We start from the raw sequence: 25,393 nt of genomic DNA, 5'->3' as shown, positions 1-25,393 counted from the left end.
CTCTGTTAAATTAGGGATCTTTCGATACCCCGCATATTACAGGAGGCACTTTTCTTTTTCAAACTTCACTTTCTTTCATTACAGGAATGCTCCTTAATAAACTACACAAAAATTTCACACCTTATTGGACATTACCGTTTTTCAGAAGATATTCAATTTGCTTTTGACCCAACTCCCAACCACTATGGAAATTTCCAACTGCATCCGACATAACATTCAAGCCTGTATTCGGATTAAAGTAGTGAGTTACAGGCATCTTACCACGATACGTACCCGGGATTACTTGGGTATCGGGATTTTTTATGTGAGCTTGCATTGCCTCTTCAAATTTAGCTGCATTCGCTTTATTATAATTACCTTCAACACCAAAATCTTTTGCATGCTTAAATTTTTTCTGAAGTTGTCCGGAGCTAAAATTGATTGGATTGCTAGATCCTCCTCCACCTTTAGAGAACAAGCTAATCAAATCCGAAACATCTTTACTAAGATTCCCGAAAGACCCTGCCACAGTTCCAGAGCCATACGTAGCCCCTGCTACACCAATTGCTACACTGGCTCCTGCTGTAGGTCCAGCAGAAATCACAGCTCCACCTACACTACCTATTACTTCGCCTACTCCTACCATCATCGTAAGAACATCCCCAGTAATAGCTCCTAGATAATAGGGAATCCCTTTTTCCTCATAAGGATCTTCGGGATTAAAAATCCCTAAGGTCATATTACTTGTCGTCCGATCACTAGCCCCTCTAATAAACTGTGAAACCGATTTGGTGGCAGACTGAGTCACTTTCTTGACTGTATTGACGATTTTCTTGACGGCGGGCTTTACTACCTTTTTGACAACATTCTTCACCTTGTTCACGATCTTTTTAACCGTCTTCTTTACCTTGTTATAGGCCTTCTTGACGGTATTATAGACCTTCTTCGCTACCTTTTTAACCTTGTTGTAAACTTTTTTGACTCCGCTTTTGACTTTATTGTAGACCTTTTTCACTCCAGAAGAAACAGTATTGTAGGCTTGTTTTACTCCGGAAGCTACGGTGTTATATACTTCTTTGGCCCCGGAAACAATGGAGTTTCCGACTGACTTGGCTTTGTCCCATAATTTGCCCCAGAAATGACCATCTGGGTCACTATTGGAGATCGGGTTTCCTCCAGCATAGCCATATAAGTTGTAGTTCCCTGTATTCATCATAAGAGCTAGATGGGCTCCTGCTCCGTTATAAGAGTCACTTGTTAGGAATCGTCCTTCTCCCGGACGATAATCACGGAATCCGAGATCGTACGACTTCGTATTCGGGTCCCAACGCTTGCCTTCATAGCGGAAGGGATTATACATATCCTGATCGGGCTTGGTTGCGTCAATCTTATCGACACCTGTGAACATGTCTTTATCGTCTTCACCGTAAGGAGTGTATCCGTACGTGCTGCGGATATTCCCTTTCTCATCTGTCAACATTTCGATGCCATGATTCCCTGCTTCGAAGTAGGAGAGTTCTTTCGTATCCTCTTTGAGCATGGTCATCCGTTCGCCCCATGCGGAGTAGGTGTAAGATCTCGTTACTTTACCGGCTACTTCTTCGGATAGGACTTGATCACTTGTATCCAAGTAGTTAAAGGTAGTCGTCTTTTCATTGGCTGTCCCTGCTTTTTCTACCTTAGCTGTAGTACGATCAAGTGGATCATAAGCGAAACGGGACTTGATGGTAGTAACCTTATCCTTATCCAATTTCGTATGCTCGACGGTACGATCAAATTGGTCGTAGGTGAAGGTTTCTTTGTCTTTACCATCGGAGGTAATCTTCTCGACACGGCCCATCGCATCGTAGATGTATTTAGATGCGAGTCCTGCTTCGGTTTCTTCGATGAGACGATTTTTATCGTACTTGTAGGTAGAGAGTATACCGTCTTTTGTTTTTTGCACGAGGTTGCTATTTGCATCAAGGACGTACTCCTCGGTGGAGGTTTGTGTTCCGGATTTATCATAGCGGACAAGTCGATCTCGTGGATCGTATGTGTACGCGTATGTGTTGTTGATTGGCTTGTTGTTCGCATCAAGACCCGTATAAACGTCCTTGGTTGGATTTCCATGCAAGTCGTACTCGTAGGTATGTTTTTGTAAGGAAGTCCCGTTTGTTTTCTTGGTTTCCCACTGTGCCATGGAGCCGTCTACGTTGTATTGATAATCGGTTACGGTTCCGTTTGGTTTGGTCTCTTGCTTGGTTTGTCCGCTTACCGTGTATTGATAATTATAGATTTGTGGCTTGTCCTGAGCCGATTTCTTTTGTGAGTACTGCGTGACTTGATCTAAGCCATTGTAACTGTACTCGGAGATATTGTTCGAATACTCCTGTTTGAGTAGGTTCCCGTGAACATCGTAGTCATATTGGATGCCCCGTTTGACGATCCCATTGACAACTTCCTGTACCTCTTTCACTTGGTTGAGAGGGGTATAGACGGTACGGTATTCGTCCACTTTTTTGTTGCTACTAGAATCTTTCATGGAAATGATGTTGTCATTGATGTCGTAAACGTACTCAAACTGTTTTCGTTCGGTATCTGCTGAACTACCTTTTACTGCGTAGGAAAAAATAAAACAAGGATGCTGTGATTTATATAGCATCCTTGTTCACTTGAATCTATTTTAAAAACCGCATCCAGACCGAAGCCCAGAAGCGATACACAGATATTTCTTATCAATCACCTTGGATAGATGAGTTAGAGTACAGATGATCTATTCAGATCCCAAAAATCAATTTCCTTTTGCTCTAGCAGTTCCTCGAGAGCTGATGCTCCGTTCTTCTCTGCATAAGCCATTTCTTCGTCAGAAATCGGAATCATTTGCAACCACGTAATACTGCATCCTTCAAAACGAATAGTCTTTAATTCTCCTTCCCATAAAAAAGGCGGAACAAAGAAAGCATGTTGCATTTGAGAATCTGGCATATACATTCTTACTACATCAGGATATATAGCACCCGGAAAAATGGTATATCCAGAGTTAATGATATTAAATGCACAAGTAGATACCATATTCGGGAAAGATTCAAAATCAGAAATACAAGATCCTGCGATTTCCACTCGTAGAGGAACTCCATCAACAAAACGGTCAATTGAATGCTCCCAAAGTCCAACTGTTGAATAGGAAGTGTAACCTTTGGCAGGACTGTCTGAGGCAATTACTACACCTATTGAATTCTTCCTGCTATCATCCCAATACTTTATGACAGCAGGTCTCCTCTCACCACAAAAGGCTTCTCTTATCACCTGTGCTACTTGCCTACTTTTGGTTGTTACACTCATACGGCGGCTCCTATCGGAACTAGAAAGTTCAGGATCACTCTCCATTTCTCATCAATAATCACTCTCTGAAATACTGGTCTCCCAATTACTCCAATGAGTATTTGGATTTTGAATATGAATCAAAGTAGCATCATTCTTCTCGAGTGCTTGAGCTATTTGTTGAAAGAAGAGATGTTCACTCGGTTGAATATCATCATGATTCCATTCATCAGTTCTGAAAAATAAAGGCATTGGTTTCAAAGATAAACTAGAGAATATGAGATCATCCTCTAACCAAAGTTTATCCTTGTATAGTGAACTAATAAGTCTAACAAAAGTAGTAGGGGAAAACTCTTCCGGATTTAAACCAGCATGTAGGTAATCCTCAGACGTTGGTGTAATGCAGTACGTGTCCTCCCAAATCTTAAAACAAATTCTTTCGAACGGAGATAGGAGAAAATCTCCATTATCATCTATAAAGGGTTGTCCCTGATCAAGACTATAGACTACCCCCTCAAAAATCCGACTCAATCCATTGTGCTTAAGATTATTGCTATAAGCGTACAACCCACTCGCAAAATCTTGTCCCGGAATGAAATAACCTACCATTTCAAAAGTCATAAGCCAGTTGTCATTATCCTTAAAGATAGAGAGACGAGTCTGAGCTAAATCAACATTAGCATTGTCTAAAATAGGAAAATCAAACTCATCAGCTTTCTTGTCTAATAAGTACAATAAAGGATTCATATCACATACGACTCCCTTTCAATACATCTACTCCTCGGAGCTAGTAGCCCAGTTACTCCAATGAGTATTTACATTACCTGTTGGTATCAACCCAACATTACCGTACTCAATTGCTTTTGATAGTTGCCGAAAGAATTCATGCTCACTAGGCTTCACTAAAACGTCGTTATGATGCCATTCGCTTGTCTTGTAAAACAATTCCATTGGTTCAAGAGATAGCTTGTTAAAAATAAACTCCTCTTTTAACCATAACTTCTCGCTATGCAAATATGATATCAAACGTAAAAATTTGGTCGGTGAGAAATCTGCTAGGTCAATCCCTGCCTCTCTATACATACCCACAGTCGGTGATAAACGGATTTCCTCTCTCCAAATTTTAAAACATACTGATGACAGCGGTTCCAATTCGAAATTACCATTAGAATCAATAAATGGAAAAGGTTTTTCACTCCCGCACTCACTAATGACATTCTCATAGCACTCAGACAACCCGAACTTCTCAATTTGATTTCCAAATACGTAAAGATCATTGGTGAAGGTTTGACCAGATATAAAATAGCCAACAACTTCAAATGTAACCAACCAATCATGATCGTCCTTGAAAACTAAAAGTCTCGTTTGTGCTAAGTCTACGTTATAGTTATCTAAAACAGGAAACTCAAATTTCTCCGCAGCTAAATCAAATTGCTCTAATATTAGGCTCAAGCGAATCCTCCTTCATGAATAAGTACCTGCCCCTATTCTTAATCAATAAGAGCAGATACTTGACTTTCTATTTTCCTACCTACGCCTCGATAATTCAGCTCGCACTTGCCCTCCTTGGCGTCTCGCACACATACTGCAATGAGGGTACAGATCATACGTTTCTTGATCTTTGAATTGAATAGGTGGCTGGTGATCAGGAACAAAATTCTTAAAGTCCCCCGGATCTTTTCTACCACATGTGTGGCAACCATACTCGTAACCTATCCTATTAATCTCACTTCTCTGCTCTTTGGTCCAATTTCTACTCTTAGTTCCAGGAACAGATTCTTTTGCATAAGGCCCCGGTACTAAGGTATTGGGTTTCTCACTAAAAGCCTGCAAGTCAAGCTTCAATTTGTTATGAACAAAGACGTGTGAATCAGATACAAAATAGGTATGATAACCCTCGACAGTCATATTGTAAACCGTCGCGTGCTTCTTCTCCACTGAGATCTTCTTGATTGGCAGTTGTTTTCCTTCTGCTGTGAGAAGCAAATCACCAATACTTAAATCTTCTACCTTTAACCAGCCTTTGCCTTCTACCCAGAATGGGTGCTCGGCTGTGGTCTCGATCTTATCATTGCCTACGTGGACTGTATAGATCTCATCCACATCTCTGCTCATGATGCTAACTACCTTCTGGTAGGCAAGATCCCCTGTTTTATCATCTTTGGACAAGACTTTATCGCCGACTTGAATGTCCTCGATGGGTCTATCTCCACGATCTGTACGAACTAGGGTACCTGCAGTAAAGCAGTTTACTCGTTTCCCGATCTGTTCTCCAGCTGTCTCAACGAGCTTCCCACCAAGCCTTGCTTCTTTCGAGCTAATCGGTGTAAACAAGCCAATCGCACCATAGAGCCTTGGAACATCTTCACCGGTGATGTAATCATGTCCAGCGATGAGGACTACAGCATCGTTGACGCTACTTAAAATCGGGACTTCGGCCACTACCCATGAAGCCGCTTCTCGTATGGTAGACACCCAAGACGAAGTTTTACTACTAGTCGCCGATTTGGGTTTAGGCTTGGTGATGGACTTAATAGTGCTCTTGGCTTTCTTCACGGCCTTCTTGGTGTAGCTTACAACTTTCTTGACGACTTTCTTTACCTTGTTGTAGACCTTCTTGATCGCTCGCTTAATCGGAGCAACTACTTTTTTAACAACCTTTTTCACTGCCCTATACGTGCTCTTCACTACCTCTTTGACCGCTGTATATGCCTTCTGAGCGTAGGTAGATACGGTGGATACGACGGCAGAGGCAGCAGATTTTACACCTGCTTTGAAGTCATTCCAATTATTCCACCATGCGTGACCATCTGGATCGCTATTGGAAATCGGATTTCCACCCGTGTAACCGTATAGATTGTAGTTTCCAGTATCCATCATGAGAGCCAGATGTGCGTTCGCACCGGTATATGAATCGCTGGTTAGGAATCGTCCTTCTCCGGGTCGATAGTCACGGAATCCGAGATCGTAAGACTGTGTATTCGAATCCCAACGCTTGCCTTCATAGCGATACGAGTTGTACGCATCTTGATTAGGTTTCGTTGGGTCAGGTTTATCGACACCCGTAAACATGTCTTTATCGTCTTCCCCATATGGGGTAAACCCATAAGTGGCACGGATATTTCCTTTCTCATCCGTCAGCATCTCGACACCGTTATTTCCTGCCTCGAAGTAGGAGAGTTCCTTCGTATCTTCTTTTAGCATGGTGAGTCGCTGGCCCCATGCAGAGTAGGAATAGGACTGGGTAACCTTACCTGCTACTTCTTCGGATAGGACTTGATCGGTGTTGCCTAAGTAATTGAAGGTGGTGGCCTTCTCGTTGGCTGTACCTGCCTTCTCTACTTTTGATGTAGTACGATCAAGTGGGTCATAAGTAAAACGAGACTTAATGGTCGTAACATTATCTTTGTCCAGCTTTGTATGCTCGACGGTGCGATCAAATTGATCATAGGAGAATGTTTCTTTGTCTTTGCCATCCGATGTGATCTTCTCAACACGACCCATTGCATCGTAAATATACTTGGATGCGAGTCCAGCTTCCGTTTCCTCGATGAGACGATTTTTGTCGTATTTATAGGTAGAAAGTACACCGTCTCTCGTTTTTTGCACCAGATTGCTATTCGCATCAAGGGTGTATTCTTCGGTAGAGGATTGGGTTCCCGATTTATCGTAGCGGACTAGACGATCTCGTGGGTCGTATGTGTATGCATACGTGTTGTTAATTGGCTTATTGTTTGCATCGAGACCACTGTATACATCCTTAACGGGATTTCCATGAAGGTCGTACTCATAACTATGCTTTTGCAAGGATGTTCCGTTTGGCTTCTTGGATTCCCACCCCGCAACAGAACCGTCTGGATTGTACTGGTAATCGGTTACGATTCCGTTTGGCTTTGTTTCTTGTTTGGTTTTTCCGCTCACAGTATATTGAAAACCATACACTTGAGGTTTGTTATCCTGAGCCGATTTCTTTTGAGAGAATTGGGTGACTTGATCCAAGCCGTTATAACTGTATTCCGAGATGCTATTCGAATACTCCTGCTTAAGCAAGTTCCCGTGAACATCGTAATCGTACCCGATACTACGTTTGACAATCCCATCAACCACTTCTTGTACCTCTTTCACCTGATTAAGAGGAGTATAGGAGGTACGGTATTCATCCACTTTTTTGTTACTGCTAGAGTCTTTCATCGAAACGATGTTATCGTTTGGGTCGTACACATATTCGAATTGTTTTCGTTCGTTGTCAGAGGTGCTTCCTTTCGATTGCAGACCCTCGTCCGTATTCTTCTTTAGCTTGCCGTCTGGGAAGTAATCCCACGACATTTTCCGTTCGACTTTGCCGTCGGAGCTGGTAACGACGCGCTCTACTTGGTTCCCAATCTGGTTGTAATCGTACTTCGTCGTGACACCCCATGTATCCGTGATGGATTTCAGCAGTCCATTGTCAAAGTACGTGAAGGTAGACACGTTACGCTCGGTCTGTCCTTCGGAAGGCGGTGTACTCACTTCAATGACATTGCCCACGGAATCATATTTGTACATGATTTTTTGCTCTTCCTTGAAGCGCGAGTTTGAGCTATTGGGATCACGTGGGAAGATGATTTCTTTTACTCGGCCGAGATCGTCGTACGTCTTCTTTTGAACGAAGTCATCCGCGTACGGAGTAGCAGTTCCACGCGGTGGATCGACTTGGATCACATTACCCATCTTATCGTAGGTATAACGTGTTGTTCTTGTTACACCCGCTTTTTGTGGAGATTGTTCCTCTGCTACAAGACCGCGGATGTTGTAAGAAACGTTATGAACATTGCCTTCTTTATCCTTGGTTTGAATCGTTTTGCCGTCGGCATCGTAAACAGTCTCGATGGACTTTCCATCTGCATCGGTCACTTTAATCGGTCGGTTGTTTACATCATACATAGTTGTGACGACGTAATCGTTAGGATTGTCCGCGGTCTGGTTTCCTTTTGGCTGTGTGACTTTGGTCTGGTTCCCGATCTTGTCGTATTCGTACGTAATCTTATGCCCTTGGCTGTTGGTGACGGCGATGAGTTGGTTCAGTTCGTTGTATGTGTGAGTCGTGGTATAGTCATTTGGATCATCGGTTAGATTGCCTTTCGGCTCTACTTCCTTGATGAGATTTCCTAATTCATCATAGAAATAGGTGGTTTTCTTCTCTGGATCACTCGGATGATCTTTCGGCTCGATTTCCTCTACTAAGCGGTCGTACTCATCGTACTTATAAACAAATTTCGCTCCAGTAGGAGAACGTTTCTCGACTACATTATCGTTTGCATCATAGACCGGGGCAGGGGTAGTGATAAACTCGCCCTTTGCTTGGTCTTTCGACATCTTGGATTCAAGCGGTCGGCCAAAGACATCGAAGGAAAAGGTGGCAATACTCCCTTTAGAGTCAGTCACTTTGATGACGTTGCCAAAGTCATCATATTGGGTAACCGTTGTGTTTCCTAGAGCATCGGTTTCTTTCTTGTCTTCCCCGTTGGCATCATAGCCGAAATCAGTTGCACTCGGGTCACCGTAGGTAGTGACTTTACCATTTGAATCAGTGACACTCTTCACGAGTCCGCTATTTCCGTGGTACGCAGTAGTGGTTTTATTTCCTTCGGTATCCTCCACCGATACTACATTTCCTACCTCATCATAGGTGGTCTTAGTAAAGCGGCCTTCTGGAGTAGTGGTTTTGATCAACTCCGCTACATGCTTGTTGAGCGAATACTGATAGTCATAGCGAGTCGACTTCCGTTTGGATTCATCTGAGATCGCATTGTTCACCGGATCGGTCGTGGTTAAGACATTACCCAGTTCATCATACGTCCACGTGGTAATTCCACCATTGGGATCTTTTTTCCACGTCATGTTATGGTTCTGATCATATTTGAACTCGGTTACGTTCCCTTTGGCATCCGTAACCTTAACCGGATCTCCTTTGTCATCCATGAGGTACTTGGTTGAGTTCCCTTTCAGATCGGTTTCGGTTCGCTCTTTATCTTTATAGGTGTAGAGCATCACTTCATCTTTTTTGTTACTCATCTTACTAACCCGATGCTTATTCTCACCGTCTGTATAGTAATCGATCTTCGTGATGTTTCCACGAGGGTCTTTGATCTGGTTAATAACGTTGGTAGAAAGTAGGTCATAAGTAAATTCGTATGTTTTTGCGATGTTGGTTCCCGCACCATCCACAAACTTTGTTAAGCGGTTGGACGCGTCATATGTGAATTCAATGACTCGTTGTGGTGTCTCGGTTGCCGTTGGTTGTAGAGCCTTGATCTTGGATACTTTGTGATTATCGTTGTATTCAATTGTTAGCGTCTGACGATTCTGCGAGTCGGTTACATAACGTAGCAACTTGATTGGCTTGTTACTCACGCTTTTCTCTTCGTATGTGTACCGAAGATTGTTTCCATTCTGATCCGTTGCTTCGACTAAATAGCCCTTATCATCGAAGTAGTATTGTGTACGATCTGGTTCAGTGACCAGCCACTTGCGACTACTCGCACCACCGCTTAGGTACTGGAGATAGAGCTCGTCCCCTGGCTGAGATTTGAATTCTTTCGCTTTCTCATCCCACGTAAAAGTGTGATTCGTTCCATCACTATCCATTAGATCCATGGAACCCCGAGTGATTTTATCCTGTTTATCCGTATAAACCTGATCACCCAAAGATGAGCCTAAACGAACAAAACTAGAGGTATCTAACGACCAACCGACACCAATAGGCGAATCACTGGTATCCAAACTGTTATAAGTTAGGTTTACAGAAGTGGAGAAATCTCCACGGGATGGATTCTCAAAGGAAGCGTAGGAGAAACTTGCATTCCCACGATAGAGGTTAATTCCTGTCCCGCTCTTATTTCCATCCGTAGAAGCATGGTTATCGTCTACTCCTAAGTCCTTCCCACCATTAGGATCCTCCACCATAACGAACTGATTCAGAGTCGGAATCGGGTCTTTACTCTTCGATAGCCAAGTTCCGTTTAGCTTCAAATCCCATTGGAGGATTAAGCCTTCACGTAATTGGTTTGGCTGGCTAATAGCAGGTGCTTTAACCCGTCCCCTTACGGTGATCGTATCTCCGGGCGGGATATTAACCGTAGCAACGGATTCATTGCCATTCGCATCAATCGGTTTAAATTCGGCTCCGATACAGTTATCTTCGGTTGTCCGATCCGTTCCGTTCGGGAGTGCCCAGTGGCAACCGAGTGAATCGGTGCTACCGCTCCATGCTGTATCGGTTGGGTTAGAAAGGGTCACCTCCACTTCATAGCTTTGGCCTGACTTCATCGTGGTAGGTGTTTTTGGCGAGTAGTATGAATTAGCGGCCTTCTTATCGATATAGACGACCTTTAGCTTCGGTTTTAGTTCCGGTGCGAGAGTCATCTCGCTACTAACCGTAAGTAGTTTCTCTTTCGCTGTTTTGCTTCCTTCGTCACTATGACGGATCATGAGACCACGGTTAGATGATCCATCTTTGACCCATCTTTCGGCCGCGGTTGTAACATCCCAGTTAAGCCACTTAGGATCGTTGGTAACATTGGTCACGTAATCGAGCACCGAGTGATGAAAGGCATCATTATGACTACTCCACGTCGTTTTAGGAACCGATTCGAAATCCTTCCACAGGTAGTGAGCATTATAGGTAGCATATTTGCTTCCCACGCTATCTCGTTGCCAGCTCCACAGACTAAAGTCTGCGTCCACTACCTTTGCTGTGCTTGGAATGGAAGAGAGATCAAATTTATAGAGGGAGCGAGTGTTTCCGAAGGTCGCGCTGTTATTTCCGACAGATGCCCATGGATTTCCCTTTTCATCTAAGTAGTTAAAGCTGGTATTTTTATACTCACTCGAGATGGTAGTGTCAATGGCATTTTGCAAGACTTGAATCGCCATACCCGACTTAGGCAATCTTACGAGTTGGGTTGTAGAAGGGACAACGGTACCATCTATCGTTTTCACGGCAATCTGATAGAAATAGGCTCGTCCAAACGGATCACTGCTGTAGGCAGGGGTTGGCGTAGCTGTGGTATCGGTGAAGGTAAGTGTATTTTGGTTCGGAATCGGTGCGACCAGCGTAGTCTCATCTGGTGTAAAGCTCTGATTGGTACTTCTATGGATCTGATACTCTACAAAGTCGGTTCGGATATACTTTGTCCATTTCAACTCTGCACCGTTGGCGTAGATTTTAGTTGGTTCCGCTAATAGTACAGACGGCTTTCCGTACACAACTTTTAGCTTCGGTCGAATCGAGTTTTCATCGAAGTTTTGACTCGCTGTGTATCTTACTCCACCTACTTTTTTCGATTCATCCTTGGCTTTGATGAGAACTCCATAGTTTTCTTGGCTCCCATCGACCCATGATTGAACGAGGTCGCGTGCTGTGTAATCATGCCAGCGGTTGTTCACGTTAGCGGATTTATCCACTTCGGCTACCTTAGTAAAACGGATGGCATCGGCGATGATGGCTCCATCTACTTTTTTACTGGAATCGTAGTTGGAAAGCGTAATACTATGACTATCCCCGGTGGCAAACCGAAATTGTCCCAGCCATTGATAACCGGTATTCGCAGTCCGCTGATTCATATAAACTTTGGATGTTCCTCCATTGTGAGTAATGCTATATGGAGCAGAAGTAGCGCGATCGGATGCTTTTACATTGGATGCGGCAACGTTGTACGTTCCGCTTTCATTTAGATAGGGCTTCCATGTAAAGGTGTTCGTCGCACTCTTATCATTTGGCTGTGCCGCATGATAACTGCCATTCACGCCGCCCGATACATTGGAAGATAAGTTCCATGTACCGTTCTTGGTGATCCCTGTGCTATCTGTATTGTCTATGACATAGGTACTTGCTTCCACATCGGATCGGAAGGTTCCACCCGGTGTCTTCCATGCCTCCCCTTTCTTCGCTTCCCTCCAAGTGGCCTCGGCTGGATTCCAGTCTTGAAGGACTCGGTGGAGGCTAAACGTGACATCGTGATCGGTATCCTTACAACCTGTACAGAAGTTTTGGTCGTAATAGAGTTGCACCTGTGCGAAGTCTACTTTACTGCCCGAAGGGATGACAGAAGTATCAAACTTTACAAGAGAGCGTGAAGTTTGTGACGAATCTGCGCCTACAGATAGTCTCCAGTTATCATTGTAGTTTGTAGTAGGTGAGGAGCTGTTAATCATCGTATCTTTACTGTTTTGCGCCCCATTCCCCGGGGTTGGTTGAATCTCAATCGTTGGATCGATGGTTATAGGCATCGCTCGTTTTGAATCATTCAACCACTCTTTATTAGCAGTCACACGTAGAATATTTTTACCATCTACTTGGACAATCTCTTGCTTCACATCATGGCTCCATGCATAGCCATAAGGAGAATCTTCTTCTTTTTTGCTATCGTACATAAATGGCTTTGGGATCTTGAAAACTCCGACATCGCCTTTGTCTACAAATAACACTGAGCCATCTGATTGTAATTTTGGCTCTAAATCGCCTGTTTCAAGGATAAAGTCAAATACATTACTCTCTGGCTTTTAACACTATTCTTTCTTTTACTTTGCTATTTTCCGTTTGATACTCGATTTTACTTTTATTTAAGATATCCGGAAACGAGATGATGTTTCCTTTTACAGTTGGGGAAACCTTTGATCTATCTGGAGCTTTTAGTCCCATTGAGATAGCATGCTTTCCACTCGTAATCTTAACTAATTCGTTTGCTCGATCACTAAAATGTGTTTTAAATTGATTCTTTTCGTTACTATACACGTATCCCTTTTGCTTCGTTTTCGAGATATCGTTTTGGATATCTTGTAATTTCCCATCTGAATCTCGATAATGGACGGGGTCTGAGCTTATTTCTGCTTCGATTCGACCGTCTGAAAGCTCATAGAATTTAGCATTAATCTTCCGTTGTTCGACTAGTTCCTTCACCCTCTTAGGGTCGTCCACCTTTTTTCCTTTAGGGGTCTCCTCTTTTACGGGTAGACTCAGCTTATTCTCCGTTAGTTCCTTGCTTCCATTATTCTTCTCCGTTGCTACAGTCCACCCGTCCGTCATCTTATTCCATACATCTTTTACACTCATATAAACAGACAAGAATCCCCACTCAGCGGCTTTGTATGTCGTATTCGCAAAATCAGCCGCATGTGTGGAAGTAGGAAATGCGGATCCGAAGAATATGAAAAAGGATAGAACCATTAACAACATTCTACGGAGAAATATTCGTTTCTTCTTTCTCACCTTAATAATCCTCCATTTTTTAGATTAGTATATATTTTTTATAATACAATAGAAATATATTGCATTTGTTCACAATTCGTCAATAAAAAAAGTGAAGGGAAACGATTTCCCTTATGAATTGGAATCATCTAGGGTGGGCAAAGACTCAAGGAAGCAGAAGGGGCAGCGGAGGGCGGATACATTTGGATAAATCCTTCTCCCGCATGAACAACGAGAACAGTCATCTTGGTTCCCTCGACTAATGATGGCATTAGGTAAATTAAATTCAAATCCACAATCCTGAACGACTCTGATATTGTGGATTTGAACCGTTGCATACACAGTACTACAAGGTCGCATTTGCTACGAAGCAAAAGACTACAGAAGAGCAAGAGTAAAGTTTCTGCATGCGATTGACCTTTGTACTAAGAAATACACGCACAATCCATTTGATAATATTATCGCGGCTTGTTACCAGGAGTTATCTGGTTGTAGCTATAACGAGAATCATCTCGAGCAAGCTCTCACGTATGTAGAGCTAGGCTTACAACATTAAGATGAAACAAAAGAGAGAAAGGGACTTAAGTATCAACTATTAGGAAATAAAGTGATGTATTTATTAAAGTCCTCTCAATATGAGCTATCAAAAGCTCTTATTGTAAAAGGACATTTCCACTGGTTTCAAGATCAATTTCCCGCAGCTCTTACCTACTACCAAGAAGCGGTCCATCTCTCCAGAAGATACGGATACAAGCAACGGGAATATACAGCATTATTGAAATCGTCAAACTGTTTTGATAAAATGGGCGATAAGCTACAAAAATGTGATTGTCTTGAAGAAATGCACCGACTTCAAAATGAGCTTTTCATAATAAGCGAGGTGGAAATCTATGAAGCTTAACCCATATAACTCCCCTTTCATTATGATGGGCGACGACGATGATGTGGAGAGATAAAGTGGAAATTTATGAACTCAACTAAATTACTTCTCGCATACAAACAACAAAAATAATCCCATCATCTTATGGTGAATACAGCTCTATAGAGCCGTATTCACCATAAGATGATGGGTTTCACTTTCCTTCTATTCTTTATCCAAACCATGCGCGCCCCGGAAAGCCCCGTCTCCTTCACCACCTACTCCGTCTTCCGCTGAATATAATGCTCCAACACATGCTCAATCACCACTTTCCCCACAGCAAACACTGGCACCGCTAAAATAAGCCCGATTAATCCACCCAGTTCATCCCCCACGATTAAAGCAAAAATAATCATAATCGGATGAAGATGAAGCGACCGGCCCACGATCTGTGGAGAAATCACGTTGCCTTCCAGCATTTGAATCACCATATTCACCACAACCACTCCCACCATCATCTTGGGAGAAAAGGCCAACGCCACCAAAAGAGCCGGGATTGCACCTAAAAACGGTCCTAGATAAGGAATGATATTAAACAAAGAAACAAAGCTAGCTAACAACAATGCATACGGCATTCCAATGATCAGATATCCGATATAAGCCAAAATCCCGATAACCATGCAAACCAGAAACTGCCCCCGGATATAGTTCCCCAGTGCCTGATCAATATTTTGAAACAAACGAACCATCTCCGAGCGGCGATTTCGCGGAAGCCATCTCAGCACTCGATTCTCAATCTGATGCACATCCTTCATCATATAAAAAGCAATAAACGGAATCACAAACGCGAGAAATACTTGATTAATCGTTGTCCCGATTCCATTCATAAACCTTGTAACTACATCTCCTAAGCCCGATTCCAAATGACGTAAAGAATCTTCAACCCCCGTTTGAATGGAAAGCGGTAACCACTCACGTCCTTGATCACTGTACTCCTTAATCATTTGCTGGATCTGTGCATTCCACTCCGGAAAATGTTCAATCAGCTCTTTTAACTGGTGTTGAATCATCGGGACCATATTCATAATCAAGATTACGACACACGTAATAAAGACACAGTAGATAAGCAAAACGGCAATGGAGCGAGGAACCTTACGAACAGCTAATACATTTACGATCGGATTAAGCAAGTAAGAGATGATCATCGCTAGGAAAAAAGGAATAAAAATAGTGCCTAAGAAATCAGCAACTACCCCTAAAATAAGGCGTATTTGAAATAAGAAATAGAGTATCGCTAGGATTAGTAATGTAAATACCGTACGATACAACCCTTTTGATTCCAACCAACGGTTCATCGTCCACCTCCTTCATCTGCTTGTCTCTCACTATTTAAGATACGTCAATTTGACCAATTTATAACAAGAAAAACTAGCCCCCTTGATCGAGGAGGCTAGTTTTCACCTTGCCGCACGAAGTTGTCGGATCAATTGTTTGATCATGACCTTTAAAAATGTCATTCCCATAAATATATTTCGTTTCATCATACGCATGAGCCGAGATCGCAGGGACCCAAAATCGACATTCATCGTAAAATGCAACGCACGGGGCATCCGGCCGGTCCGAAATAAGCAATAAACAGCGTAAGCAATTACGCCACCGACTAACATTGAAGTTACGCGACGATTCACGATTCTCCCTCCTCTGGCTATAAATTAGAGTTAGGCGAAATTTTGCTGTTCTGGCAATGAATCATCATCAAGAAACAAATCGTTTAACGAAGTAAGGGATCCGTCTTCTTCTACTTGATAAACGTGTACAATTTGACCATTTTCGAGTACCAACTCAATATAACAGTGCCAACAATAAAGTTGATTTGTTCCCACTCGGCCTAGATCGTGAGAATTGCAATTAGGACATCGAAGTAACATAGGGTTTCCATCCTTATCATCTACTTCAGGTCGAATCTGCACAGGTTGCCAGTACCGTCATCTGCTTCCAGATATACGGCCTGTCTGGAGTTACCTTTTTCCGTCCATGCAGTAAATCATTCCACCATCCGTCAGAAAGTTCATACCCTACTATCGTCCCCAGATTTTCCAGAAAATAGACATTCATCACTTCTCCAAGTTGCAATCCGTCTACCGTTTCGACTGGCCGTCCACGAAGCGGATTCATCCCCGTTACGACTCCCGTCCATCCCAAGATCGGTGCTTGTTTCGTGAATTTTTCTTCACAGTGTACTCTTACCGTTTCAAAATCAAGCGCCACTATACACTCGATCGGAATGTATCTTCGGAAGCGTAACCAGCCTCCTCGTTCTAACAATAAGCCTGCTAACACTTGCTCACTGTTAAATAACAAGTCCGTGACAACCCCAAGTACTTTGTTTGTTTCTTGATGAATTACCGTTGCGCCAAGAATCTCTTGTGATTTCCGCAAAAGGAATAGCCCTCCTCCCGCTGTTCTTAGTATGGTTTTTCACTCTGTAGAAATACCATCAACAAAAGGGAAGGAAGTGATTTCCAATTTACCAATCTTCACTAATGATTTCACTAAGTCGACTATTACGGTCCTCACTATGTTCTTGTGTAATTCCGTAAGAGAATGCCGCCTTTTCTCCACAGAGAATCAAGTATGATTTAGCACGAGTAATGCCGGTATAAATCAGGTTTCGAGCTAGCATTCTGCGATATGTATGTAGGACGGGCAGGATCACAATGGCAAACTCTGATCCCTGCGACTTATGAATGGAACAAGCGTAACCGAGTGTAAGCTGTCCCAGCTGACTCCGTTTGTAAGGAACTTCTAGCTTCTCGTAGGAGACATAGAGAACAGGCTCATCGCTACTCGCTTCCTCTTCCACTCCTGTTACGATGCCCATATCTCCGTTATACACAGGGAATTCGGGATGATTAGAAGTTTGTAATACCTTATCTCCCATGCGAAACAGCGTATCCCCCCATGAGACTTCTTTTTTCAACGAGCTCTTCGGATTAATCAATTGTTGAATTTCTTGATTCATCCGGTCCACACCCGCTGGTCCCTTATAGATAGGACATAAAATTTGCACGTCAAATAAAGTATATCCCTTTTGGATCGCATTCTCGTACGTTTGTAATACAACTTGGACTGCTTGATCTCGATTACAAGGAAAAAAGCGTCGATCCGGCTTCTTTTCCATCAAATCTTCAGGAGTATCGCCTTTTCGTACTTGGTGAGCAAGTTGAATAATCGAAGAATCGCCTGCTTGCCGAAAGATCTCATCCAGTTCGACCCGCGAAATCCGCTCTACTTCCAGAAGATGATGTAATACTTTACCCGGACCTACAGAAGGGAGCTGATCACGATCCCCCACTAAGATCACTTGCATCCCAGATGGCAAAGAACGAAAGAGTTGGTTCGCTAGCCATATATCCAGCATGGAAGTCTCATCGACAATCAGCAAAGAGCCTTCGATCGGGTTCTCCGCATGATGCTCAAAAAACTCACCTTTCCAGCCCAATAATCGATGGATCGTCATCGCCGGAAGTCCTGTCGCTTCACTCATTCGCTTAGCCGCTCTCCCTGTTGGAGCAACTAATCGAATCGGATAGGGCTTATCTGTACCTTTATAGGCCTCAGGATCTAGCGAGCATTCATGAAGCTTGCCAAACAGATGGCAAATCCCCCTAATGACGGTCGTCTTTCCGGTACCAGGACCACCGGTCAAAATCATGATAGAAGAACGTAGAGCCTGCATAATCGCTTCCCTTTGGCAATCTGCATAATGAATGTCGAACGCTTCCTCGACTTCCCCGAGTGCCTGATACATATCTTGAACCGCAAATTCCTTTTCCTGCACCTGCTCGAGCAACTGCTTCATCTTTAGAGCCAAGCCATACTCCGCATAAAATAAGGTAGGCAGGTAAACCCGTTCTTCCTCTAGTAACACACGCTTATTTCCTAATAAATCTGCATAACACTCATTCCGAACTTCTAAAGGAAACCATTCTTCTGTCTTACTTCCCAACAATTCTTTCACTTGCTCCCATACTTCTTCCTTCGTGAGGTATACATGCCCATTTGAATAAGAAGCTTCTTGTAATAGATACAAAATAGCCGCTCGGAGCCTCTGGGGTGCATCTTCTGCAATTCCTTGTTTTCGCGCTAACTCATCTGCACGACGAAAACCAATCCCCTCGATATCATCAATCAGGCGATAGGGGTTCTCTTTAATCATTTCGAGGGTTTCATGCTTATACATCTGCACGATTTTTAAAGCCATAATCGCACCAAACCCTGATTCATAAAGAAAAACCAACGCTTGCTCCAAGATGCGATTTTCTCCTAATCCCTTGATAATCGTAGTCTTCTGCGTTTCATTTAATCCCTCAACTTGATCTAACTCTTTTGGATTCGTAAAAATCCGTTTTAAGGCGTCCTCACCTAAACACTTCACAATCCGGATCGCTGTCTTTTTTCCGATTCCATGGAAGAGGTCACTTGATAAGTACTTCACAACAGCTTCCTTAGAACGAGGAAATTCCTTTTCCAAGCGCTCTATAAAAAATTGCTCCCCAAATCGAGCATGAGTCCGCCATTCACCATAACAGGTGTACACCTCCTCTTCATGCGGACGCAAAAAGTTCCCAACAACGGTAACAGTTTTGGGACTCCCCTCACATGATGCTTCTATCACATCCAGTAGAAACACACCGTAGCTATTCTCTTCGTTATAAAATAGTTCCCGGACAAATGTACCGCGAACATAGGAGTCCATGGAAGGAAGCTGCTGCTCAGTCATATTCACAGTCCATCTTTCATCTCCTCTAAAACGGATGATGTCGCACATGTAGCAGAACAATAGGCAGGCTGTTCTTGCTCAGGGTCCCAATGATCAGCGTCTTGAGGATCATACTCATACTCACAATAGAGACAACGTTTCATTTGGAACGCTTGACCCAGTCCTTCGTCTAACCTTTTTAATTGCTTCGAATCAAGCTGTAGAAATTGCTGAATATATTGGATCAACTCTATCTTCGATTGAAAGAAAAGCGGGTCTTCTGTTACATACATTTCCACATTCCACCAAGCCCATCGACCATCTGAGAGATGACAAATATGGTATTCACCTGCAACCAACTCAGAAGCGTGCTCCAAACGTTCAAATGATGAAAATCCGATCTCCGCCGCTAGATTGTCTGCCAGAGCCTCATCGATTTCGTGAAGAATTGACTTCCAATGGATATTATCCACATCATGTTCCCATTGTGCCATCCCATTTTCAAATCTCGCCGTCAACAGCCAATCTCTCCCTTTTCCTCTGTTATCTTCTATGTCCTAGAAAGCCTTTGAATGGTATCCCTTAGTATATTTACAACATACGAAATCTCTTTTATCGTATTCGATTGACCAAAACTAAAGCGGATCGCTGAGTCCGCCCGTTCCTCTCCGACCTGTAGTGCTTCGATCACATGAGACTTGTGAATGGTTCCAGAAGTACAAGCTGAGCCACTCGATACGGCAATTCCTGCTATATCTAGATTCATCAACAGAGTCTCCGAATCGATACCCGGAAAGCTCAAGTTTACAATATGGAGCAACGATTGTTCCGCATGTCCATTTTGCACAAAATCAATCTGTTTCACTTTTAAATCACGAAACAACTCGTCCCGTAATTGCTTTAAATGTTCGCGATACCTCTCTCTTTCCTGCATCCGTAATTCTACTGCCTTCGCAAACCCTATAATTCCGGGTACATTTTCTGTACCAGCCCGTCTTTTTCGTTCTTGATATCCACCAAACATCTGGGGCATCATTTTCACTTTTTTATGAACATAAAGGGCGCCAATCCCCTTTGGTCCGTAAATTTTATGGGCAGAGATCGACATAAGATCAATCGGCAAATCCCCTACATTAATTTCTTCTAATCCTAGCGACTGCACTGCATCCACATGAAAGAGAATTTCTCGCTCACGAGCAAACTCACCGATTTCACGAATGGGTTGCAACGTACCGATTTCATTATTTCCAAACATGATGGAGATAAGGGCGGTATCAGGGCGAATCGCATTTTGTATATCTTGAAGGTATACCCGCCCAAAGCTATCTACTGGTACATACGTTACTTCAAACCCTAACTTCTCTAGGTATTCGCATGTATCTAATATGGCATGATGTTCGATCTGGCTCGTAATGAGATGCTTTTTGCCAGACGATCTCGCCTCTACCATAACACCCCGCAAGGCCATATTATCTGCTTCTGTTCCACCGCTCGTAAACACAATTTCGCTCGGGTCAGCCGCATGAATGGAACGAGCAATCGTCTCTCTTGCCACATCAATCGCGGCTCGTACATCGCGCCCATACGTATGAATACTAGAAGGATTGCCAAAAGCATCTACCAGATACGGGTCCATCGCTTCTTTTACTCTTGGATCAATTGGAGTTGTTGCTGCATGATCTAAATAAATTGACATACCGTCCACCTGTCTTTAGATATAAAACATGAAGTTTTCATTATTTCCCTCAGCCGAAAACTGGATGAGGTGTGAAAGCGTAGTGGAATCTAATTCACTTGCAATCGCATCGCGAATTCGTTTCCATAAATCCCGACGAGCAGGATGGTCTTCATCCGTAAATTCTACAGGGCTTATAGGCCCCTCTAGTACCCGAATCACTGCTCCGGCTGTAATCTCTTCTGGTGTTTTCGCTAATTTATATCCCCCGTAGGCTCCACGAATACTTCTTACTAATCCTGCATTTCGAAGTGGAGCTACAAGTTGCTCTAGATAATGTTCAGATAAATCATGTCTCTCTGCAATTCTTTTTAAAGGAATGGGACCTTGCCCGTAGTGTGTTGCTAAGTCCATCATAATCGTCAGGCCATATCGACCCTTGGTAGAAATTTTCAAATCAAACACCTCTTTCTTGACCTGTACCCTTATTTTAACTTAGAAAGGCATACAGGAAACCATGGTTAGTTTATCATATTCCCCAATCTTTCTCCATTTGTACATGATTATTACACACATAGTACCTGGCGAATATATTTATCGTGCAACTTGGCTAATGCTACTGTACAGACACAAATACAAGAAAAAATCATATAATATTTCTGAATATTTTTTAGTACGTAATGTCTACAATGAGAAATCAAGCACCAAACAAGTGGAATATGGATTTTCGAATGTGCCATATTTACACTAAATTTAGATAGAAAGGGGATAGAACGATGTCTCAAGCTAATATCCCTAATATTTCACCTAACATACAAATTACCAGAGAAGATGCAGTTAATTTGCTACTATCATCAATTGCGTTAGAAGAATTAGGCCTCAGCCATATCATTAATGCAGAGGGAGAAAAACTTCAATATGTTCTAGGGACTCTCCCTGGCGTATCAACAACCTTTCAACCCACCATTAGCGACCTACTTACGATCAATAGCAGCGTTCGCGATACGATTAATGTTATTGGTAAGAAAGAATGGATACTAAATGAGAAATTAGAAAACGTGTTAAACACAGACGTTACAAGAGGGCCTACAGGCGCACCCGGAACAACGGGAGCTACTGGACCATCAGGAGGGCCTCCTGGGCCAGCGGGGGCTACAGGGCCTCAGGGACCATCTGGACCTGAGGGATCACTTGGAGTCACGGGGGCTCCGGGGCCTCAGGGACCAACCGGACCTCAAGGACCAACAGGGTCTTTTGTTACGGGTGATTTCTTATTTTTAGTTCAAGGAAATTCAGGTGCAAGCGGAAGTGTTCCACTCAGTTTTGGAGATACAATCAATTTTATATCCGATACGTTAGAAATTGAGATCATACCTGGTTCTGTGGATGTGAGATTAGAAGTTCCAACTGGTGCAAATGGAACAACAGGGCCTCAAGGAAACACCGGACCTCAGGGACCAACGGGCGCTGACGGCGCTTCGGGACCTCAAGGAAACACCGGACCTCAGGGACCAACGGGCGCTGACGGCGCTTCGGGACCTCAAGGAAGCACCGGACCTCAGGGACCGACGGGCGCTGATGGGGCTTCGGGGCCTCAAGGAAGCACCGGACCTCAGGGACCGACGGGCGCTGATGGGGCTTCGGGGCCTCAAGGAAGCACCGGACCTCAGGGATCGACGGGCGCCGATGGGGCTTCGGGGCCTCAAGGAAGCACCGGACCTCAGGGACCAACGGGCGCTGATGGGGCTTCGGGACCCCAAGGAAACACCGGACCTACTGGGTCTACTGGAACGACGGGCGCTGATGGGGCTTCGGGACCCCAAGGAAACACCGGACCTCAGGGACCAACGGGCGCTGATGGGGCTTCGGGACCCCAAGGAAACACCGGACCTCAGGGACCAACGGGCGCTAGTGGGGCTTCGGGACCCCAAGGAAACACCGGACCTACTGGGTCTACTGGAACGACGGGGCCAACTGGAACCAATACAAATCCTATCCCATTGGTTTATGCCGCAGGTGGAACCAATGTAATTGCTTGCGATGCTAGGACGAATCGCATCCTAGCTACGATTGACGTGGGAACAAATCTCGCAAACCCAGACGGAGAAGTAGATACCATTAATAATTTGGTTTACGTCAGTGGAACGACAAGTGTTTATGTCATTGACGGGATGAGTAATACAATCATTGATACCATAACCATTCCAGGGACTAATCCTCTCATACGTGGGCTAACAACAACAAACAAGAATACTTTATATGTAGGCGATACAAATAATAGCAGGGTGAATGTTTATAATGTTTCTAGTTTCCCAAGTACATTCATAGCATCGATCCAGGTTGGACCCAATCCATTAAAAATGGGATTCAATCCGTTAACGAACCTACTCTACGTTGCGGATGGCCCCTCATCAGCCGCAGCCACAAGTTTCGTATCGATCATTGATACGACAGCTGCGAATGGTGGAACGATTGTTTCAACCGTTACCCTTGGAACCAATATTCAAGCACAAGGAGTTGCTGTCGATGCGCAAAATAAGTTTGTTTACACTGGGAACTTCCGTTCTATGAATGTTTCTGTGATTAGTACAGCAACGGGTCCGGGCGCTATCTATTCAACCATCCCGGTTGGAACCAATGTGACGGAAGTAGCGGTAAATCCGATGACGAAAAAGTTATATATTCAAAGATGGAATTCTACCGATGGCGTTGGAGTAGCCGATGTATCAAGCTTCCCCACTACGGTAAGTACCATTATTACAACAGGGCTAAATTCCGATGGTATTTCACTCAACCAATTCCTTACACCGTATCAAAATTCATTTGCGGCTAATCTGGTTTATTCTCCAGTCCCCACTGTGAACCAGGTCTTTGTAATCGACCAGATGACAGATACCGTTGTGGGAACCATTCCTCTTACGGCAGCACGATGGAGTGGCCCAAACTCTTTTGGTCAGTGGTCGTAATTAAACATGAAAAAGAAACCATTACACCTACGCAAATTTTCATATAAAAGAATCAGTTGAGTATAAGCACTCCCAATAAGCCTCCACAGGCAGATTGGGAGTGCTTTCATTGTTATGTTTCGAATCCACTCTTGATTAGACGGTTTGTTCGGGTATCTATGTTATATTAGAACCAAAACAGAGAAAAGCTGGAGGGGAATCTCTACATGGACCTATTTGATTATCAGCAGGCTTTGACATCCAAGCAACAAGGACCTCTTGCTTCTCGTATGAGACCTCGAAATTTTCATGAATTTGTTGGACAAGCCCATATCGTGGGAGAAGGCAGATTACTACGTCGCGCCATCGAAGCCGATCAACTATCTTCGATTATTTTACATGGGCCACCAGGAACCGGCAAAACAACGATTGCCAAAATCATCGCCGAATCCACACAAGCTCAGTTTGAACAACTAAATGCTGTTACAGCAGGGGTAAATGACTTACGCCAAGTAGTTCGGTCCGCAAAAGAACGCTTGGGAATGTATGGAACGAGAACGATTTTATTTGTAGATGAGATCCATCGTTTTAATCGTTCCCAGCAAGATGCACTCCTGCCCGATGTCGAGGAAGGTACGCTTATTTTGGTCGGGGCGACTACAGAAAATCCTTCTTTTCAGGTAAATGCTGCTCTACTATCACGCTCACTCTTATTTCAATTAGAACTACTTGATGAAGAAGAGCTTACCCAAATCATTCAGCAAGCTTTACAGGACAAAGAACGGGGTCTAGGAAACATTCATGTGCAGATTGATCCAGATGCTAGCAAGCATCTTATACGGATGGCAGACGGAGATAGCCGCCGTGTGCTAAATGCGCTAGAGATGGCAGTGATGACCACAACACCAAACGAAGATGGAATACGCCACATCACCTTAGAAATAGCAGAAGAGTCAATTCAGCGTAAGCACGTACGCTATGATCAATCGGGTGATCAGCATTATGATACCGTCTCTGCCTGGATCAAGAGTATGCGTGGTTCGGATCCAGATGCTTCCCTCTATTATCTTGCCAAAATGATCCTAGGTGGAGAAGATCCTCGTTTTATCGCAAGAAGAATCATGATTCACGCCGCAGAAGATGTGGGCATGGCTGATCCCAGAGCTCTACTCATCGCCTCAGCCGCCGCCCATGCCGTAGAACTCGTTGGACTCCCTGAAGCCCAAATCCCGCTAGCTGAAGCCGTCATCTATCTCGCTACAGCTCCTAAAAGTAACTCAGCCTATACAGGAATCAAGCAAGCTCTTGAAGCGGTGAAGAAAGAAATACGTGCGGAAGTCCCTCACCATCTACGTGACAGTCACTTCCCGGGTGCAAAGTCGCAAGATCGCGGGAAAGGGTATCAGTATCCACATGATTTCCCTAGGGGATACACTCCGCAACAATATCTACCGAACGAACATCTCGGCAAGTCATTCTATCAACCCAGCACACATGGATACGAGCAAAAATTAATCGAGTTTATGCGTTGGATGAAACAGTCTAATGACTCCTAGGAAAACAAAAAAACAAGCGCCCCAAAACGCTTGTTTTTTTGCTAGTCTTTCGCAGTCATATACATATCCTTACTTATTATCGATTT

17 protein-coding genes are annotated in these 25,393 nt (G+C 43.7%); 3 read left to right on the top strand and 14 right to left on the bottom strand.

Annotation, left to right across the window (positions count from 1 at the left end):
- Positions 1 to 121: 121 nt before the first annotated feature.
- The 6 genes from BLU58_RS03985 to BLU58_RS03960 all read right to left on the bottom strand — a co-directional run bounded on the left by BLU58_RS03985 (position 122) and on the right by BLU58_RS03960 (position 13,531).
- On the bottom strand, positions 122 to 2,623 hold the full coding sequence (locus BLU58_RS03985) for a colicin D domain-containing protein (protein WP_093290934.1): 2,502 nt from the start codon (positions 2,621 to 2,623) through the stop codon (positions 122 to 124).
- Between the two features lie 95 nt (positions 2,624 to 2,718).
- Positions 2,719 to 3,303: a suppressor of fused domain protein gene (locus BLU58_RS03980; RefSeq protein WP_176786488.1), complete on the bottom strand. Its 585-nt coding sequence runs from the start codon at positions 3,301 to 3,303 to the stop codon at positions 2,719 to 2,721.
- Between the two features lie 51 nt (positions 3,304 to 3,354).
- A complete protein-coding gene (locus tag BLU58_RS03975; RefSeq protein WP_093290932.1) occupies positions 3,355 to 4,029 on the bottom strand; it encodes a DUF7003 family protein in 675 nt (224 codons plus the stop codon).
- Positions 4,030 to 4,056: 27 nt separating this feature from the next.
- Positions 4,057 to 4,734: a DUF7003 family protein gene (locus BLU58_RS03970; RefSeq protein WP_093290931.1), complete on the bottom strand. Its 678-nt coding sequence runs from the start codon at positions 4,732 to 4,734 to the stop codon at positions 4,057 to 4,059.
- A 75-nt stretch (positions 4,735 to 4,809) separates the two neighbouring features.
- Complete coding sequence (locus BLU58_RS03965) at positions 4,810 to 12,750, bottom strand: DNRLRE domain-containing protein (protein WP_093290930.1); 7,941 nt, start codon at positions 12,748 to 12,750, stop codon at positions 4,810 to 4,812.
- 61 nt (positions 12,751 to 12,811) lie between these two features.
- On the bottom strand, positions 12,812 to 13,531 hold the full coding sequence (locus tag BLU58_RS03960; protein ID WP_093290929.1) for a hypothetical protein: 720 nt from the start codon (positions 13,529 to 13,531) through the stop codon (positions 12,812 to 12,814).
- Between the two features lie 589 nt (positions 13,532 to 14,120).
- On the opposite strand from BLU58_RS03960, the gene BLU58_RS03955 reads away from it, so the two are divergent.
- Positions 14,121 to 14,411 carry a hypothetical protein gene (locus BLU58_RS03955; RefSeq protein WP_093290928.1) on the top strand — a complete coding sequence of 97 codons (291 nt, stop codon included), beginning with the start codon at positions 14,121 to 14,123 and terminating at the stop codon, positions 14,409 to 14,411.
- Positions 14,412 to 14,647: 236 nt separating this feature from the next.
- Here BLU58_RS03955 and BLU58_RS03950 read toward each other — a convergent pair whose 3' ends face one another.
- The 8 genes from BLU58_RS03950 to cymR all read right to left on the bottom strand — a co-directional run bounded on the left by BLU58_RS03950 (position 14,648) and on the right by cymR (position 21,262).
- Complete coding sequence (locus BLU58_RS03950; protein ID WP_093290927.1) at positions 14,648 to 15,724, bottom strand: AI-2E family transporter; 1,077 nt, start codon at positions 15,722 to 15,724, stop codon at positions 14,648 to 14,650.
- A gap of 102 nt (positions 15,725 to 15,826) precedes the next feature.
- Complete coding sequence (locus tag BLU58_RS03945; protein WP_093290926.1) at positions 15,827 to 16,057, bottom strand: hypothetical protein; 231 nt, start codon at positions 16,055 to 16,057, stop codon at positions 15,827 to 15,829.
- A gap of 30 nt (positions 16,058 to 16,087) precedes the next feature.
- The gene (locus BLU58_RS03940) at positions 16,088 to 16,297 is read right to left on the bottom strand and encodes a hypothetical protein (RefSeq protein ID WP_093290925.1); all 210 of its coding nucleotides are present in this window, start codon (positions 16,295 to 16,297) and stop codon (positions 16,088 to 16,090) included.
- A gap of 25 nt (positions 16,298 to 16,322) precedes the next feature.
- A complete protein-coding gene (locus tag BLU58_RS03935; protein WP_176786487.1) occupies positions 16,323 to 16,808 on the bottom strand; it encodes a PRC-barrel domain-containing protein in 486 nt (161 codons plus the stop codon).
- Between the two features lie 88 nt (positions 16,809 to 16,896).
- Positions 16,897 to 19,152, bottom strand: coding sequence for an SF1B family DNA helicase RecD2 (locus BLU58_RS03930; protein ID WP_093290923.1), 2,256 nt, complete (start codon positions 19,150 to 19,152; stop codon positions 16,897 to 16,899).
- A gap of 2 nt (positions 19,153 to 19,154) precedes the next feature.
- Positions 19,155 to 19,649: a hypothetical protein gene (locus BLU58_RS03925; RefSeq protein WP_093290922.1), complete on the bottom strand. Its 495-nt coding sequence runs from the start codon at positions 19,647 to 19,649 to the stop codon at positions 19,155 to 19,157.
- 32 nt (positions 19,650 to 19,681) lie between these two features.
- Positions 19,682 to 20,827: a cysteine desulfurase family protein gene (locus tag BLU58_RS03920; RefSeq protein ID WP_093290921.1), complete on the bottom strand. Its 1,146-nt coding sequence runs from the start codon at positions 20,825 to 20,827 to the stop codon at positions 19,682 to 19,684.
- Positions 20,828 to 20,842: 15 nt separating this feature from the next.
- Positions 20,843 to 21,262: a cysteine metabolism transcriptional regulator CymR gene (gene cymR, locus BLU58_RS03915; RefSeq protein WP_093290920.1), complete on the bottom strand. Its 420-nt coding sequence runs from the start codon at positions 21,260 to 21,262 to the stop codon at positions 20,843 to 20,845.
- A gap of 320 nt (positions 21,263 to 21,582) precedes the next feature.
- Between cymR and BLU58_RS17125 the strand changes: the two genes are divergently transcribed.
- Positions 21,583 to 23,772 (top strand): alpha-helical endospore appendage domain-containing protein, encoded by a 2,190-nt coding sequence (locus BLU58_RS17125; RefSeq protein ID WP_093290919.1) that lies wholly within the window; start codon positions 21,583 to 21,585, stop codon positions 23,770 to 23,772.
- A 206-nt stretch (positions 23,773 to 23,978) separates the two neighbouring features.
- Positions 23,979 to 25,307 carry a replication-associated recombination protein A gene (locus tag BLU58_RS03905; RefSeq protein WP_093290918.1) on the top strand — a complete coding sequence of 443 codons (1,329 nt, stop codon included), beginning with the start codon at positions 23,979 to 23,981 and terminating at the stop codon, positions 25,305 to 25,307.
- Positions 25,308 to 25,393: the final 86 nt, after the last annotated feature.

It is taken from the genome of Thermoactinomyces sp. DSM 45892, from assembly GCF_900107305.1.
Lineage (GTDB): Bacteria > Bacillota > Bacilli > Thermoactinomycetales > Thermoactinomycetaceae > Baia.
The sequence above is the reverse complement of the archived record's forward strand: the minus strand, read 5'-3'. Positions and strand labels throughout refer to the sequence as shown.

What these genes read in the sequence shown, in the direction of transcription:
- BLU58_RS03985 (WP_093290934.1), bottom strand. Translation starts at nt 2,623, where the DNA reads ATGCTATATAAATCACAGCATCCTTGTTTTATTTTTTCCTACGCAGTA.
- BLU58_RS03980 (WP_176786488.1), bottom strand. Translation starts at nt 3,303, where the DNA reads ATGAGTGTAACAACCAAAAGTAGGCAAGTAGCACAGGTGATAAGAGAA.
- BLU58_RS03975 (WP_093290932.1), bottom strand. Translation starts at nt 4,029, where the DNA reads ATGAATCCTTTATTGTACTTATTAGACAAGAAAGCTGATGAGTTTGAT.
- BLU58_RS03955 (WP_093290928.1), top strand. Translation starts at nt 14,121, where the DNA reads ATGTATTTATTAAAGTCCTCTCAATATGAGCTATCAAAAGCTCTTATT.
- BLU58_RS03950 (WP_093290927.1), bottom strand. Translation starts at nt 15,724, where the DNA reads ATGAACCGTTGGTTGGAATCAAAAGGGTTGTATCGTACGGTATTTACA.
- BLU58_RS03940 (WP_093290925.1), bottom strand. Translation starts at nt 16,297, where the DNA reads ATGTTACTTCGATGTCCTAATTGCAATTCTCACGATCTAGGCCGAGTG.
- BLU58_RS03930 (WP_093290923.1), bottom strand. Translation starts at nt 19,152, where the DNA reads ATGACTGAGCAGCAGCTTCCTTCCATGGACTCCTATGTTCGCGGTACA.
- BLU58_RS03920 (WP_093290921.1), bottom strand. Translation starts at nt 20,827, where the DNA reads ATGTCAATTTATTTAGATCATGCAGCAACAACTCCAATTGATCCAAGA.
- BLU58_RS17125 (WP_093290919.1), top strand. Translation starts at nt 21,583, where the DNA reads ATGTCTCAAGCTAATATCCCTAATATTTCACCTAACATACAAATTACC.
- BLU58_RS03905 (WP_093290918.1), top strand. Translation starts at nt 23,979, where the DNA reads ATGGACCTATTTGATTATCAGCAGGCTTTGACATCCAAGCAACAAGGA.